Below are 16,048 nucleotides of genomic sequence, written 5' to 3' on the forward strand. Positions count from 1 at the left end.
CGTGCCGTTCAAGAGTCCGCACCGGGACCACAGGCCGGCTACGGGGCATATCCTCTCGATCTGCTGCAAGCGGAGTATAAGCGGCCCATGTCTGAAACCATGTCTGAAACGTCAACCGGAACATTTTCCGACATTCTGCCGAAAATGACGGCCTCTGAAGTCCCGACAGGTCTCCTGCCGGTAGAAGGTCAGGACGGTGTCTGGCACCTTGCCCCCCCGACCAAGGAATACGGCAACCTGTATCCGGCGAAGGTGCTGACGGTGCATCACTGGACGGACCGTCTGTTCAGCTTCACCACCACGCGTGACCCCGGCCTGCGGTTTGAAAACGGCCAGTTCGCCATGATCGGTATTGAACTGAACGGCAAGCCCCTGCTGCGTGCCTACTCCATTGCCTCCCCCAACTATGCGGATGAGATGGAGTTCCTCTCCATTGCCGTGCCGGAAGGCCCGCTGACTTCCCGCCTGCGCCACGTTAAAGTGGGTGATACGGTTCTGATTGGCCGCAAACCGACCGGCACGCTGCTGCTGGACAACCTCCGTCCGGGCCGGAACCTGTATTTCCTGTCCACCGGCACGGGTCTGGCACCGTTCATGAGCCTGATCAAAGATCCGGACTGCTATGAGCGGTTCGAGCATGTCATCCTCAGCCACACAGTGCGTATTTCCGGTGAACTGGCCTATGCCAACCACATCCGCCATGAACTGCCGGAACACGAATTTCTGGGCGAGGACATCTCCGGCAAGCTGCTGTACTACCCGGCTGTGACGCGTGAAGCCTTTGCCGTGACGGACCGCATCACCAAGCTGATCGAATCCGGCAAGATCTTCACGGATCTGAACATCCCGGAACTGGACCCCGAGCATGATCGTGTGATGATCTGCGGGTCACCGGAAATGCTGGCGGATACGGAAGCCCTGCTGCAGGCCCGTGGGTTTGATGAAGGCAACATGTCCAACCCCGGTTCTTACGTAGTGGAAAAGGCCTTCGCTGAACGCTGAGGTTAGTGAACTAAAAAACGGAGCCTGCGCCATGACGCATGAATTTGATCTTCTTGTCATCGGAGCAGGCTCCGGCGGGGTGCGCTGCGCCCGTATTGCCGCAGGGCATGGTGCGCGCGTTGCCGTGGTGGAAAGTCGCCACTGGGGCGGCACCTGCGTCAATCTGGGCTGCGTGCCCAAAAAGCTCATGGTTCAGGCCAGTGAGTATGGCGATCTGGTGGATGACAGCCACGCTTTTGGCTGGTCCTCCCTCCGTGGCACTCATGACTGGGCCACGCTGATTGCCGCCAAAGATAAAGAAATTACCCGCCTGAACGGCATTTACGTCTCCCTGCTGGAGAAAGCAGGCATCACCCTGCTGACGGGCCACGCCCGCTTTGTGGATGCCCATACCGTGCGTGTTGAAGCCTCTCCGCTTGCCCCGCATGAAGCGCCGCGCACCGTGACGGCAAAAAACATTGTCATCGCCACCGGCTCCACACCCCTGCGCCCGGATATTCCGGGGGCCGAACTGGCCATTACGTCTGATGAAGCCTTCCATCTGCCCAGCCGCCCGCAGCGCGTGGTGATTGTTGGCGGTGGGTATATCGGACTGGAATTTGCCGGGATTTTTGCAGGCTTAGGCTCTCAGGTCGATCTGGTTTACCGGCAGGCTCTCCCCCTGCGCGGGTTTGATGAGGATATGCGCGCCGCCATGGCTGAGGCCATTACCGTGCGCGGTATCACCCAGCACCCGCGCTGCTCCTCCAGCCGTGTGACCAAAGAGGGCGAGACCTACACCGTCACGCTGGATAACGGCCATACGCTGGAAGCTGACTGCGTGTTTTTCGCCACCGGCAGAAAACCCAAGATCGAAAAGCTTGGCCTTGAGAATACCGGCATTACCGTAGGCGACCTCGGGCAGATCAAGGTGGATGCCAACAGCCAGACCACGGAACCCGGCGTGTATGCCATTGGGGACGTGACGGACCGCATCAACCTGACCCCCGTTGCTATTGCCGAGGGCCATAATCTGGCTGACCGCCTGTTCGGCAAAGCGCCGGCGCGGGAATGGTCGTTCGACACCACGCCCAAGGCCGTCTTTTTCTCCCCGCCAATGGCGTCTGTTGGCCTCACGGAAACGGAAGCCACACATCATGGCGCGGTGGATATCTACTTCACGCGCTTCACGCCCATGCGTCACACGCTAAGTGGCCGCAAGGAGCGCAAAACGGTCATGAAGCTGGTGGTGCAGCAGAGCAGCCAGATTGTCGTAGGCGCGCATATTCTGGGGGATGACGCCCCGGAAATGCTGCAAGGCGTGGCGGTCGCCGTTACCGCCGGTCTGACCAAGCAGGATTTTGACCGCACCATCGGCATCCACCCCACCTCCGCTGAGGAACTGGTGACGATGCGCACCCGCACGCGGGAAACGCCAGCCGCGTCCTGACTCGGCTGCGCTCCGGCGCAGCCCCACACCCCTGCCTTCCCCCGCTTTTCTTTTTCCAGCCGCCAGAACAGGAAAAACGCCATGTCCTCTTCCCACACACCGTCTGGCCCCACGCCGGGCAGCGTTGCCGCTCACGCCCGCGGGTCTTACGATCTGGTTCTGAAAGGCGGCACCGTTGTGCTGCCGGACGCCACCGTGCAGACGGATGTGTATGTGCGGGACGGGCTGATTGCCGCCATTGGCGGGCAGGCTGACGCCGGGCGCACAATAGACTGCACGGGCCTGACCATTCTGCCGGGCGTGATTGATACGCAGGTCCATTTCCGTGAGCCGGGTGCTGAGGCTAACGAAGACCTCGAAACCGGGAGCCGCGCCGCTGTTCTGGGGGGTGTGACCGGCGTGTTTGAAATGCCCAACACGCGTCCGCCGACTTCCACGCCGGAAGCGGTGGCCTACAAGCTCTCTCGCGCAAAGCACCGCATGTGGTGTGATCACGCCTTTTATGTGGGTGCCACTGTGGACAACGCGGATGAGTGCGGTGAGCTGGAAAAGCTACCGGGTACCGCAGGCATCAAAGTGTTCATGGGGTCTTCCACCGGCAACCTGCTGATTTCAGAAGATGACATGCTGGAACGCGTTCTGCGCTCCGGTATGCGCCGCGTGGCCATTCATGCGGAAGATGAAACCCGCCTGAAGGAACGCATGGACTACCGCGTGGAAGGTGACCCGTCTTCCCACCCCGTCTGGCGTGATGATGAGACCGCCCTGCGCGCCACAACCCGTGCTCTGCATCTGGCCCGCAAAACCGGGCGGCGTGTGCATATCCTGCACATCACCACCCCGGCGGAACTGGAACTGATTTCCGCACACCGGGACATTGCCTCCTGCGAACTCACGCCGCAGCATCTGACACTGGCCGGGGAAGACGCTTATCCTCGTCTGGGCACGCTGGCGCAGATGAACCCGCCCATCCGCTCCGGCGCGCATCGGGATGGCCTGTGGCACTGGGTCAGCCAGGGCATGCCCGACATTATCGGCTCCGACCACGCACCGCATGCGCTCTCCGCCAAGGAAAAACCCTACCCGGCCTCTCCTTCCGGCATGCCGGGCGTGCAGACCCTGCTGCCGCTGATGCTGGACCATGTGGCCAACAACCGCCTGACCCTGCGCCGCCTTGTAGACATGACTTCCGCCGGGCCGCAGCGCCTGTTCGGGCTGGTGCGCAAGGGCCGCATTGCCGTGGGGTATGATGCTGACTTCTCCATTGTGGACCTCAAATCCCGCTGGACCATGGAACAGAGCTGGATGGCCTCCCGCTGTGGCTGGTCTCCCTTTGCGGGCCAGACCGTCACGGGCCGCCCGGTGGGCACCATTATCCGTGGCAATCAGGTGATGTGGGAAGGCACGCTGGCGGACAAAGCCCTTGGCGAACCCCTGCGTTTTGATGCAACCGACAGACCGCAGGCTGCCCGCTGAAACATGACGACGACGCCTTCCAACAGCCTGAAAATTGGTCTTGATTTCGGCACCACCAACAGTGTGGTGGTGCTGGCTCACCCGGACGGACGGACTGAAACCGCCCGGTTTACCTTCCCCCACCACGGCGAATCCGACACCTGCCGCACGCTGCTGTGCTTCTGGCATGATGAAGAACGCGGCCGCCTGAAGCTGCATGAGGCCATCGGTGCCGCAGCGGTGGATGCCTATCTGGAAGATCCTGCGGAAAGCCGCATGATTATGTCCATGAAGTCCTACCTCGCGCAGAAATCCTTCCGCGAGACCCAGATTTTCAGCCGTCGCATGACGCTGGAAATGCTGATTGCGCGCTTTCTGACGCATCTGATGCAGGCCGTGAAAATTGACCCGGCCTCCGTGCAGGTCACGGTCGGGCGGCCTGTGCATTTTGCCGGAGACCGCGCGGACGATGCGCTGGGCGAACAGCGCCTGCGCGAGAGCTTTACCGCAGCAGGCTTCGCCCCTATTGGCATTGCGTGGGAGCCGGAAGCCGCAGGCTGGCGTTTTGCCCAGCGGCTGGAAAAACCCACTACCATTCTGGTGGGCGATTTTGGCGGCGGCACCAGTGATTTCTCGGTCCTGCGGTTTGACCCCGCCACAGGCCGCGCCACGCCGCTGGGACATGCCGGTGTCGGCATTGCGGGGGATCAGTTTGATTACCGCATTATCAACACCGTTATCGCTCCCCTGCTCGGGCGGGACAGCACGTACCGGATTATGGGCGGCCAGCCTCTGCCCGTGCCGATTGAATGGTACGCAAGCCTTGGCCACTGGCACCGTCTGGCGCTGATGCGCACGCCGCAAACCCTGCGGGATATTGAGGACGTCACCCGCACAGCCGCCGAGCCGGAAAAACTCCGCGCGCTGCTTGATCTGGTGAATGACCAGCAGGGGCAGGCGCTCTACCGCGCCGTGGGGGCTGCCAAAAGCGCGCTCTCCTCCGCAGAGAGCACGGTGCTGAAGTTCGAGCACAAGCGGCTGAAGGTGGAACGCACCATCACCCGGCAGGAATTTGAAGAGTGGATTGCCCCGGACCTCGCCCGGTTTGGCGGCGCAGTAGATAAGGCGCTTGAGAACGCCAACCTTGCTGCGTCCGATATCGACCGCGTCTTCCTGACCGGCGGCACATCCTTTGTGCCTGCGGTGCGCAATCTGTTTATCAATCGTTTTGGGAAAGAGCGGGTGGATGCCGGAGGCGAGTTCGTCTCCGTAGCGGAGGGACTGGCTCTGATGTCAGGCCGCGCAGCCTGAGCCCACCCAACTCATCCGTAGCCGGAAAAACCCAGAGTGTTTGAAGAAGGGCGCAGGAGACTATCTCCCGCGCCCTTTCTGTTTTACGGAAAGGCAGACCGTTTAAAAACGTGCAGGTCCACCAGCGCCCGCAGGGGGCCGAAGGCTTTATCGGAAAAGTTTTCCGTATAGACCTTGGAGCCATCTGGCGCTTCTACAAACACCGTATCGTTCCAGTCGGCAGCGCTAATGCCCGTCCAGAGCGTAAGAGCCAGCACATCCTTGCCGCTGGCATCTTTCAGCATCAGGCGCGAATCGCCGGAAGACGGCGGCGTGCGGCCCAGCGGACCCCACCCGCTTTTATGCTCGCTCAGCCAGTCATTCACGGATTTCACTTCTTCCGCGCTCAGCATCCGCTTGTGCCGCATCGGGCCGACCTCAATCTCACCACTGGCGATCTGAGGGAACACCACCGGTTTGAAATTGGGCAGCGCCACCATCCAGATTAACGATGCCGTGCCAATCGTCAGCACCAGAAACCCGATAAGAAACGCGGTTTCCTTCCTCATTCCCCTAACTCTCCTTAACCGCGCACCGCCGCAATCACGCGGGCGACATCATCATCAGTCAGTTCCGGGTGAATGGGGAGTGCCAGAATACGCTGTGCCAGATCTTCCGACACCGGCAATGCCGTGCCGTCATGATGGTCCCGATAAGCCGGCTGCTTGTGCAGCGGCAGCGGATAATAAATGGCGGAGGGCACGCCCCGTTCTTTCAGGCGCGCCTGAAGCGGGGCGCGCTCTGCCGGGTCTTTCAGCAGAATAGCATAAATAGCCCATGCGCTCTTGCTGTTTGGCACCCGCACAGGCACCTGCACCACATCCGCAAGGCCGGCATCATAAGCCCGCGCAATCGCGTCACGCCGATCCAGCTCTTCCTTGAAACCATCCAGCTTGGCCAGCAGGACCGCAGCCTGCAACGTGTCCAGACGCCCGTTCATGCCGGTGCGCAGCACCTCATACCGCGTGCCGCCTTCCCCGTGGGTGCGGAGGGACCGATAGAGTGCGGCACGTTCCGGGTCATCCGTCAGAATAGCCCCGCCATCCCCGTAGCCACCCAGCGGTTTGGAGGGGAAGAAAGACAGCGTGGTGGCTGTTGCTTCCCGCCCCAGCGGTTTGCCATCCAGATCCGCGCCGAAGGACTGCGCGCAGTCCGCCAGCAGGAACAGGCCTTCTTCTTCCGCAATTTTGCGTAGTTCAGGCCAGGGCGCAGGCTGGCCGAACAGATCGACCCCCACAATAGCGCGGGCCGTCAGCTTACCGGCTTCCTTCACGGCGCGAATACGGGCGCGCAGATGGTCCGGGTCAATCTGGAAGGTGTTGGGATCTACATCCACAAAAACCGGGGTTGCCCCCAGCACCAGCGGGACTTCCGCCGTGGCGGTGTAGGTAAAAGCGGGCAGGAACACGGCGTCCCCCCGGCCAATCCCTTCGGCCATCATGACAATCTGCAACGCATCCGTGCCGGAGGAAACGCCGACGCATTCCTTCGCACCACACCAGTCAGCCAGACGCTGTTCCAGTTCAGCCACTTCCGGGCCCATCACAAAGCGGCAATGGTCCAGCACCGCATCCACGCGGGCGCGCAGGGCCGGGCCCAGACGCTTCTGCTGTGCAGGGAGATCAAGAAACGCAATCGGTTTGTCTGCTGTCTTATCGGTCATGATGCCACCTGTTTCCTGCTGCCATCCGGCCCGTTGTCCGGGCCTCTGGTCTGTATCGCCCCGGAGCGTGCTGCGGCCTCTGCCGCACCCGGCGGTGCAACAGACCGCACTTCTCCTGTGGGGTTATGATCGAATTCCGGCACCAGCAATGACAGAATGCGCAGGGCTGCCTTCACCTCCCCTTTGCGCGCACAGGCTGCAATCTGGTCCACTGCCTGCGTCACGTCCGTCAGATCCACCACGCGGGGGGTGGCCATCAGCAGGCCCGGTGCATCCGTGGGCACCGGGGCTTCTCGTCCGTGAAACAGTTCTTCATAGAGTTTTTCGCCCGGACGCAGGCCGGTAAAGCGGATGCCCACATCCTCTTCCGGGCGCAGTCCGGCAAGGCGGATCATCTGGCGGGCGAGGTCCACAATCTTCACCGGCTCGCCCATATCCAGCACAAAAATCCCGCCATCACGCAGCAGGGCATCCGTGCCGGAACCATCCACACCGCAGGTACCCCGCACACTGGCCTGCAGGACCAGCCCGACGGCTTCCGGCACGGTCATGAAATAACGGCGCATTTCCGGGTGCGTGACCGTCAGCGGGCCGCCCCGCTCAAGCTGCCGCCGGAACAGCGGCACAACTGAGCCGGTAGAGCCCAGCACATTGCCAAACCGCACGGTAATGCAGCGCATGGCATTTGGGTTGCCAGAAGTGCGCGCCTTGATATCCAGCGCCTGACAATACATCTCCGCGGCGCGTTTGGCCGCGCCCATCAGGCTGGAGGGGTTCACGGCCTTGTCGGTCGAGATCACCACCATGGCCCGCGCGCCGTTACGGGTGGCGGCATCGGCCACCACGCGCGTACCATGCACGTTGGTCAGCAGGCCTTCAGCCGGGTTGGCTTCCACAATCGGAACATGCTTGAGGGCGGCGGCATGGAACACCAGTTCCGGCCGGAACCGCGCCATCACCTCTTCAATCCGGGATTCATCCCGCACATCCGCCACCACAACCTCACGCCGGACGTGGGGTGCCCATTCGGCGAGTTCTGTTTCAATCTGCCAGAGTTCAAACTCACCGTGGTCCAGCAGGATCAGACGATCCGGCTCAAGCATGGCAATCTGCCGCACCAGTTCGGAGCCAATGCTGCCACCAGCACCCGTCACCAGAACGGTTTTATGGCCAACAAGACGCTCCATCCCCGCCCGGTCCAGCGGCACCTGCGGGCGGTTGAGCAGATCTTCAATCGGCACGGGACGCAGTTCCACGCGCTCCGCCGGAGTCAGGTCCGTCAGAGCCGGGGTGCGCAATACGGAAATGCCATGCACCGCGCCCGCATCCAGCACTTTTGTCAGCGCCGCCCCACGAAAAGACGGGGTCGTCACCACCAGCGACTCGGGGAGTGTTCCGGCTTTTTCCAGCCGGTCCAGTATCGCCTCAATATCGTTTACATGGCCAAGGATCGGCACATTATGCAGCCTGCGGCCTGCCTGATGCGTGCCAAGTGCGACCATCCCCACCACACGGATGCCGGCCGCCGGATTACGCTCCAGAGCGCGCAGATACAGGTCTGCCTCTGTATCCACCCCCACCAGCACCACCCGCCGCTGGTCCGCCTTGCGGGCCGCCAGACGATGCGCCAGCCGATAGCCTATACGCAGGCCACCTAGCATGATGAGCAGCACCAGCGCGTAGATAATGGGAAAGGTCGGGCTGGGCAGCCGGAAGCCGGCCCACACCAGCCCGACAGAAAAGAGAACCGAACTCGCTACTGAGGCACCGGCAATACCCAGCAGATCCGAAACCCCGGAAAACCGCCAGTATTGCTGCGGCATTCTGAAAGGCAGGCCGCTGACCACCAGCGTAATTGCCCCACTGGCCAGAAACCACAGCGGGTGCAAAAGCCCATCCTGCGGCGCGGCCAGCCACCGTGCAAACGGCGCAGCCAGAGCCGCCAGCATCCCGTCCAGCAGGATGTTGACCATGATTCTGTTGAGCGGGCGCAGCCGGGGGCTACGGTGCAGAGACTCAGAGCGTTGCAGTGCCATTACCTTGCACCTATAGCCTAGCACCTGCCATCCTAGAAGCAGCACAACCAGACGAGACCATGCCCACCGTCCCTTCTTCTCTTTTTCTGGCGGTTTTCTGCCTGTTCAGCGCAGTATTTTTCACCAGTTTTCTGGTGAGGATGATGATCCGCGTGGCCATTCTGGACCACCCGGGCCACAGAAGCGCACATGAAGCCCCAACCCCAAAGGGCGGCGGTGTAGGCGTGATGGCCACATTTTTTGTGCTGTTTCCCATTTTGCAGGGGGTAACAGGCCAGCCGATCCTGAGTGCGCCCGTGCTAATGACGGCGCTCGCCACCGCGTTGCTGGCAGGCGTATCCTGGCTGGATGACCTGTATCAGTGGCCGCCCTCCATCAAATTTGCGGCTCAGTGTCTGGCGGCTGTTCTGGTGGTTGCGGGCGGCACCAGCCTGCCGCTGCCTTTGGCATGGGGTGGCGCGGTGGCCGGAGCAGTAATTTCCGTCCTCTGGCTGGTGTTCATCACCAACGCTATCAACTTCATGGATGGGCTGAACGGGCTGATTTCCGGCTCTCTGGCCGTCGGGTGTGGCATTCTCGCGCTGATCGGCCCGGCCTTTGGCGTGTCGGACCTGTTCTGGCCTGCGCTGCTGCTGTGCGCCTGCCTGTGCGGCTTCCTGCCCTTCAATTACCCAAAGGCCCGTATTTTTCTGGGGGATGTCGGGAGCCAGAGCTGTGGACTTCTGGCCGGAGCGGCGGCCCTGCATGTGGCCCACGCAACGTCCCAGCCTTCCGGATGGGTGCTGGGGCCGTGCCTGATTTTTCCGCTGATTTATGATGTGCTGTTCACGCTCGTCCGCCGCAAACTTGCCGGACATTCTCTGGTGCAGGCGCATCGGGGGCACCTGTATCAGGTGCTCCACCGCAGCGGCATCAATGCCGCGTTGATCACACTGGCGGAATGGGGATTTGTGGTGTGGGGAGCCGGGGTTGCCTGGTGGGCCGCGCCCATGGCCTTTGTCCCCGGCTTTATCAGTGCGCTGGGGCTGCTTCTGGCGCCCCAGCTCCTCTGGACAGGTCTCGCCGTCCTGCAAACGCGCCGCCACCCGGTCGGCCCCTGGTAAGCGACGCATTTTCTGGCGTCAGGCTCTTATTTTTCCAGCTTCAGGGTCAGGCCTTCAGCAGAGCTGGCCAGACGTGCCCCTTTGGTGGCTGTCTCGATTTTAATCCGGACGCCGTTCTTGTTCTCCAGCACCAGCCCGCCAAGACCGCTGCCGAGGGTCGCTTCCCCATGGGCTGCGCCGTAGGTGCCGTCAAAATCCTGCACGCGGTGCAGGTTGTAAACGGTGCCGTTGCCTTCGATGGTGGAGAAACCAACCGCCGCAATCGTGCCGCCCGTTACAGAGAATTTGTAGGTGTGGCCGCCATAGGTCAGCCTGCCATCACCCCACGTATAACCCACTCCAACGTCAGCGGATTTAGCACTCAGGGTGATTTTTCCGGTGGGCGAACCCATCGCATCAGCAGCATGAGCCGCAGGCATCATACTGATGGGAGAAAACGCCAGTGCCGCCACAGCGGCAACAGAAGCAAACCGCATTGGAACGTTCCTTATCTCTTTGTTTCTCTTCCCATATCCCCCTGCGGCAGAAAGCCGGAGACGTTTGGGAAGCGCTGAGAAAAAAACGCCCGATACAGATAAAAGTTTCTAAGAACAGGCCTGTCTGTCGTTTCTGCAAAAAAGAATCGACGGACAGGCCGATAAAGTCTTCAGGCTGCCGCTACGCGACGCAGCGTGGCGCGACGGACAGGCTTGTCTTCCTGACGCACCTTTTTGGCTTCCTCATCAGCCGCTTCACCCATGATGGAGCGGATTTCCTTCAGATAAGCCGCACCTTTGGGGGTGCGCTGCACCAGAACGGAGCGGCGATCCAGCGGATCAACCTTACGACGGGCCAGATCCAGTTCACCCAGACGGTCAAGCGCACGCGTAATGGCGGGCTTGGAGACGTTCAGGCTGGAGGCCAGACCACGCACGGTGTGACCGGACTCATCAAGATAGCAGGTCAGGAAAACCGCAAGCTGTCTTGCAGAGAGATCAGGGCCTTCGCCACGCACCAGCGAGACGATGGTATCGCGAAGAGTTTTAACCAGCTCTTCGGCTTTGGCGGCAGTCTGTGCCATCAGATTCTAGTCCTTTCCAAAGGTCCAATCACTGCCCTTGCGGCCAGCTTTCGGCTTTTTCATTTTTACTTCCGGCATACTTGGTGAGGCCTATATAGGAGCCGGTGTACATGTTTAAAACCTGTACTCTAAAAATAGTTCCAGGAATGTGACATTTCTTTACGACATCGCGCCGGGTTTTGTCTCAAAAATTTTACACACCGCGTCGAAAAGTGCGCGCATCCCAGGAGAATCCCCGCCTTCAGGCCGTCCGGGCCTGCCGCTATCATTCCATGCATAGCTGTCGATATGCGCCCACCGCTGGCCAGCATTTACAAAACGCTCAAGAAACAGTCCCGCTGTTACTGCCCCGGCCATAGGTCTGGAGGAAATATTGTTAAGGTCAGCCACCGGGCTTTTCAGCCATCCGGCGTAACCCTGCCATAAAGGCAAACGCCAGAGCGGGTCAGCCTGCCGCTGCCCGGCGGCCAGAATGGACTGCGCTACACCCTCATCATTACTGAACAAGGCAGGCAGATCCGGCCCCAGCGCCACGCGGGCAGCACCGGTCAGGGTGGCGATGTCCATCAGCAGGTCCGGGGTATGTTCACCGGCTTCGCTCAGCAGGTCACACAGTACCAGCCGGCCTTCCGCATCCGTGTTGCCGATTTCCACCGTCAGGCCTGCGCGGCTCTTCACCACATCCAGCGGTCGCATAGCGTGGCCGGAGACACTGTTTTCCACGCACCCCAGCCGGACTTCCAGCCGCACCGGCAGATCCTGCGTCATGATCAGACGGGCCAGCGCCAGCACGCTCGCCGCCCCACCCATGTCTTTCTTCATCCGCAGCATCCCGGAGGACGGCTTGAGGTCATACCCGCCGGAATCAAAGCACACGCCTTTCCCGACGAGAGACAGCAGCGGCGCGGATTTCCCGGCCTTGCTCCCTTTCCAGCGCGCAAGCGCCACACGCGGCCCGCGATCGGAACCATTGCCCACATGCGCCAGCAAGGGGTAGGCCTTGTCCAGCGCAGCGCCCTTGATGATCTCCACGTCCGCGCCAAACGGCGTCAGCGCCTCGCGGGCGGCCTTGGCAAGTTCAGACGGCCCAAGCAGATTGGCGGGCGTATTGATCAGATCCCGCGCCAGCCAGACAGAGCGTGCCGTCTCAACGGCCATCCCTTTCTGCTCAGCGGCAGTCACCACCAGACGCGGCCCCGCATGCTTTGCGGCCTTCCCGGCAGACTTCAGGGAAAACTGATAGGCCCCCAGACAGAAGCCCAGAATCACATCATCCCGCGCAATATCGGCGGGCACGTTTACGTCCCAGTCTCCGTCCGGCAGATCCTGCGCCAGAGCGCCAAACAGATACGGGTCGCGCTGCCCTTTTTCCGGCACGCCAAACAGCCCTATCGGTGCGCCGCTGGCATCCGGCACCAGCACCAGCTGGCCCGGCTTACCGGTAAAGCCACAGGCCTGTGCAAAAGCGGCGCCTTCTGCCCCCAGCAGGGAGGCAAGAGCCTTCGGGTCAGCCCCACGCACGCCCTGCACGGTGCGGGTGGCTTTTTCCCCTGCCTTACGGCGGCTACGGGATACGACGAGACAGTCTGGTTCACGAACGGACATGGACAGTTCCTCCTTACTCAAACCTGCGCCGGGAACCCCCTCGGCGCAATGCCCCCGCAGAAGGGAACGGGTTGCTTTTGAACGCATACCAGCGGACCATGGCAGGATGATGGATACCCCAAGCCGCCAGGCCAGCCGCCTGAGGCCCCCCGCCAGTACTGAGGATGCTCCGGTTCGCGCTGTACTGGGGCCGACCAACACCGGCAAGACCCATCTGGCGCTGGAGCGAATGCTCGCGCACACCTCGGGCATCATGGGCTTTCCGCTCCGCCTGCTGGCGCGGGAAAACTATGAACGCATGGTGCGGCTGAAAGGCGTGCGGGCGGTGGGGCTGATTACCGGGGAAGAAAAAATCATCCCCTCAGGGGCCCGCTGGTTTTCCTGCACGGTGGAAGCCATGCCGATGGACCGGGCGGTGGACTTTATCGCCGTGGATGAAATCCAGCTCTGTGCGGACCCCGAACGCGGCCACGTGTTTACGGACCGGCTACTAAACGCACGCGGTCAGGCTGAAACCCTGTTTCTGGGGGCCGAGACTATCGCGCCGCTGCTCCGCACGCTTATCCGGGGCATTGAGATTGAAGCGCGGCCTCGCCTGTCAGAGCTGAGCTATACCGGCTTTACACGCCTCTCCCGCCTGCCGCCCCGCTCCGCCATTGTCGCTTTCTCCGCCGGAGATGTTTACGCCATTGCGGAGGCCATCCGGCGCCGGCGCGGTGGCTGCGCCGTGGTCATGGGGCAGCTCTCTCCCCGTACGCGCAATGCACAGGTGGAACTCTACCAGAAACGAGAAGTGGACTACCTTGTGGCCACAGATGCCATTGGCATGGGGCTGAACATGGATATCCAGCATGTGGCCTTTGCCGGGCTCTATAAGTTTGATGGCTCCCGCCGCCGGATGCTGGCCGCTGCGGAAGTTGCCCAGATTGCTGGACGAGCCGGACGCGGCGCGCAGGATGGCACGTTTGGCACCACGGGCGATTGCCCACCCCTGCCAGAAAATATTGCCGAGGCGGTGGAAAACCATCAGTTCGAGGCGCTCCACCATCTCTACTGGCGCAACAGTGCGCTGGATTATTCGTCCCCGCGCGCTCTGTACGCCAGTCTCTGCCAGAAGCCGCCTTACCCAGGCCTGCGGGCAGCGGAACCGGCCTCAGACATCGTCGTCCTCAGCGCATTGATGCGCGACACCGCCATCCAGAGCCTGACCAAAGAGCCGGGCCGGACTCGTCTGCTGTGGGAAGTCTGCCAGATCCCCGATTTCCGCAAGCTTGGGGAAGACAGTCACATCCGCCAGTGCGCCCAGATTTTCACCGTGCTGGTGAAGGAAGGCCATCTGCCCTCAAGCTGGCTGGAGCCCCGGCTCGCCAACCTGGAACGCACCGAGGGCGATATTGACGCCCTGATGCAGCGGCTGATGGGCATCCGTATCTGGGCCTACGTCTCCACCCGTTCGGACTGGGTAGAAAACCCACAACTCTGGCGCAGCCGCACCCGCACGATTGAAGACACCCTCTCCGACCTGCTGCACGAACGGCTGGCCGCCCGCTTTGTGGACAAACGTGCCACCAGTCTGGCCCGCAGGCTGGAAGAAGCGGACAGCAAACCCCTCCTTTCTGCCATTACCCGCACCGGGGAAGTGAGCGTGGAAGGTCATGCCGTTGGCCATATGCAGGGCTTTGCCTTTATCCCTGATCAGGAAGCAGCCCGATCCGACCAGCCCTTGCTGATGCGCGCCGCCCGTCGGGCCGCCCGGAGCGAGATCCCGCGCCGTGTAACGCAATTCCTGCAAACACCGGATGAAAGCCTGACGCTGGACCCGATCACCGGCACCCTGCTCTGGTTTGGCGATGCCATCGGCCATCTTCAAAAAGGCGAGGAACTACTGCGGCCTGCCGTGCACGTGACTACAGCAGAGTTTCTGGAGCCGTCCCACCGCGAACGCATCCGCATGCGGCTGACAGCCTTTGTCGAGTCCACCCTACACAACACACTCGCTCCCCTTTTCCGGGCGGCCCATGCCGTGGCGGATAAACCCACCCTGCGCGGGCTGGTACATGGCCTGACAGAACAGGGCGGCGTGATGACGCTCCCGGCAAACAGCCAGCTGAGCAAAAAAGACAGCCATTTCCTGCACAAGCTGGGCCTGCGTCTGGGGGATGGACTCCTGTTCTGCCCGCAACTGCTCCGCCCCCGCCCCATGACGCTCCGGGCCTTGCTGGTGCAGCTTCATACAGGCCAGCCCGTGCCACCGCTCCCCAAGCCGGGCGCGGTCTCTTGCCGCCTGCCACCCGAAACCAAACTCTCCGCGCAGGATCGTGCCGTGCTGCTGCAAATTGGCTGGTACTCTGCGGCTGACTTCCTGATCCGGCTTGATATTGCACACGAGACACACAAGACTCTCTCTGAGCTTGCCACCCGCTCCGGCGGCTGTCCGCTCCAGTCCGGCATGGCATCCCGTCTGGGTGTGCCTGCGGCAGACCTGCCGATGGTGCTGACGGATCTGGGATTAAGAGTGCAGAAAGCGTCCGTTCTGAGCAAAAAACAATTCGGGCCCGCCACACCCGTTCTGCTTTTACCGCCCCGCCCAACGGCCCCTGAACGCAAAGGCCGCAAAAACGGTCCACGGGCACGCGGGCAGATCAGGCAGGACAATACAGGCCCGTTTGCGGCGCTGGCAGTGTTGCAAAAACGTCGTTAAGGGCAGCTCTGCTCAGAAAGAAACAGTAATACCTAATAGAAGCGGGTTGCCACGGAACAAAAAGCCCCTCATATCTTCGCCATCCTTGATGGCATGGCCGGGAATGACCATGCCATTTGTCCCGGGACCGGACCCGATCCGCTCCCCCAGAAATCTTCGGAGATGGCAATGACCTACGTGGTCACTGAAAACTGCATCCGCTGCAAATTCATGGACTGTGTGGAAGTCTGCCCTGTTGACTGCTTCTACGCCGGTGAAAACTTCCTGGTGATCAACCCGGATGAATGCATTGATTGCGGCGTGTGTGAGCCTGAATGCCCCGCAGAAGCGATTTTCCCGGACAGTGATGATCGCGCGACAGCATGGGCAGAACTCAACGCATCCTATTCTACCAAATGGCCGAACATCACCCGTAAGGGCACACCCCCGGCTGATGCGGAAGAATGGAAAGACAAGCCGGACAAAGCTGGCCTGCTCTCCCCCGAGCCCCATAAAGGCTAAAGCTCCCACCCTTTGGGTGCTTTGAAAACGGCGCGTTGACCCCCAACCGGGTGGTCCGCGCCGTTTTTTATGAGCCCCTCTCCGGCTGGCCTCCGGTCTGGCACCAGGCACAAAAAAAGCCCCGGAATTGCTTCCGGGGCTTT

13 protein-coding genes are annotated in these 16,048 nt (G+C 61.6%); 7 read left to right on the forward strand and 6 right to left on the reverse strand.

Annotated features, from left to right (window positions below; translation table 11 throughout):
• Positions 1 to 87: 87 nt before the first annotated feature.
• The 4 genes from KP703_RS04950 (at position 88) to KP703_RS04965 (ending at position 5,197) form a co-directional block, all read left to right on the forward strand.
• Positions 88 to 1,002: a ferredoxin--NADP reductase gene (locus KP703_RS04950; RefSeq protein ID WP_373270316.1), complete on the forward strand. Its 915-nt coding sequence runs from the start codon at positions 88 to 90 to the stop codon at positions 1,000 to 1,002.
• Between the two features lie 31 nt (positions 1,003 to 1,033).
• On the forward strand, positions 1,034 to 2,431 hold the full coding sequence (gene gorA / locus KP703_RS04955; protein ID WP_215753989.1) for a glutathione-disulfide reductase: 1,398 nt from the start codon (positions 1,034 to 1,036) through the stop codon (positions 2,429 to 2,431).
• Positions 2,432 to 2,512: 81 nt separating this feature from the next.
• The gene (locus KP703_RS04960) at positions 2,513 to 3,907 is read left to right on the forward strand and encodes a dihydroorotase (protein WP_062141617.1); all 1,395 of its coding nucleotides are present in this window, start codon (positions 2,513 to 2,515) and stop codon (positions 3,905 to 3,907) included.
• A 3-nt stretch (positions 3,908 to 3,910) separates the two neighbouring features.
• Entirely contained in the window at positions 3,911 to 5,197 is a 1,287-nt protein-coding gene (locus KP703_RS04965; RefSeq protein WP_215753990.1) for an Hsp70 family protein, read from the forward strand.
• A gap of 83 nt (positions 5,198 to 5,280) precedes the next feature.
• Here KP703_RS04965 and KP703_RS04970 read toward each other — a convergent pair whose 3' ends face one another.
• Genes KP703_RS04970 through KP703_RS04980 form a run of 3 tightly spaced genes read right to left on the reverse strand, consistent with a single transcriptional unit; the run spans position 5,281 to position 8,935 of the window.
• The gene (locus KP703_RS04970) at positions 5,281 to 5,745 is read right to left on the reverse strand and encodes a hypothetical protein (RefSeq protein ID WP_215753991.1); all 465 of its coding nucleotides are present in this window, start codon (positions 5,743 to 5,745) and stop codon (positions 5,281 to 5,283) included.
• Between the two features lie 14 nt (positions 5,746 to 5,759).
• Complete coding sequence (locus KP703_RS04975; RefSeq protein WP_215753992.1) at positions 5,760 to 6,899, reverse strand: DegT/DnrJ/EryC1/StrS aminotransferase family protein; 1,140 nt, start codon at positions 6,897 to 6,899, stop codon at positions 5,760 to 5,762.
• Positions 6,896 to 8,935 carry a nucleoside-diphosphate sugar epimerase/dehydratase gene (locus tag KP703_RS04980; RefSeq protein WP_215753993.1) on the reverse strand — a complete coding sequence of 680 codons (2,040 nt, stop codon included), beginning with the start codon at positions 8,933 to 8,935 and terminating at the stop codon, positions 6,896 to 6,898. The genes KP703_RS04975 and KP703_RS04980 overlap by 4 nt, the downstream gene beginning before the upstream one ends.
• Here KP703_RS04980 and KP703_RS04985 point away from each other — a divergent pair.
• Positions 8,929 to 10,038, forward strand: coding sequence for a glycosyltransferase family 4 protein (locus tag KP703_RS04985; RefSeq protein WP_215753994.1), 1,110 nt, complete (start codon positions 8,929 to 8,931; stop codon positions 10,036 to 10,038). The genes KP703_RS04980 and KP703_RS04985 overlap by 7 nt on opposite strands.
• A gap of 26 nt (positions 10,039 to 10,064) precedes the next feature.
• Here KP703_RS04985 and KP703_RS04990 read toward each other — a convergent pair whose 3' ends face one another.
• The 3 genes from KP703_RS04990 to KP703_RS05000 all read right to left on the reverse strand — a co-directional run bounded on the left by KP703_RS04990 (position 10,065) and on the right by KP703_RS05000 (position 12,703).
• Positions 10,065 to 10,514, reverse strand: a complete 450-nt coding sequence (locus KP703_RS04990) for a hypothetical protein (RefSeq protein WP_062250483.1) — start codon at positions 10,512 to 10,514, stop codon at positions 10,065 to 10,067.
• A 170-nt stretch (positions 10,515 to 10,684) separates the two neighbouring features.
• Entirely contained in the window at positions 10,685 to 11,098 is a 414-nt protein-coding gene (locus KP703_RS04995; RefSeq protein WP_062141624.1) for a MarR family transcriptional regulator, read from the reverse strand.
• A gap of 159 nt (positions 11,099 to 11,257) precedes the next feature.
• Positions 11,258 to 12,703: a M17 family metallopeptidase gene (locus KP703_RS05000; RefSeq protein ID WP_215753995.1), complete on the reverse strand. Its 1,446-nt coding sequence runs from the start codon at positions 12,701 to 12,703 to the stop codon at positions 11,258 to 11,260.
• 106 nt (positions 12,704 to 12,809) lie between these two features.
• Here KP703_RS05000 and KP703_RS05005 point away from each other — a divergent pair, with 106 nt between their 5' ends.
• Positions 12,810 to 15,404: a helicase-related protein gene (locus KP703_RS05005; RefSeq protein WP_252353849.1), complete on the forward strand. Its 2,595-nt coding sequence runs from the start codon at positions 12,810 to 12,812 to the stop codon at positions 15,402 to 15,404.
• A gap of 168 nt (positions 15,405 to 15,572) precedes the next feature.
• Entirely contained in the window at positions 15,573 to 15,905 is a 333-nt protein-coding gene (fdxA, locus tag KP703_RS05010) for a ferredoxin FdxA (protein WP_025826541.1), read from the forward strand.
• The last annotated feature ends 143 nt before the right edge of the window (positions 15,906 to 16,048 follow it).

The organism is Acetobacter sp. P5B1, assembly GCF_018811985.1.
Lineage (GTDB): Bacteria > Pseudomonadota > Alphaproteobacteria > Acetobacterales > Acetobacteraceae > Acetobacter > Acetobacter cerevisiae.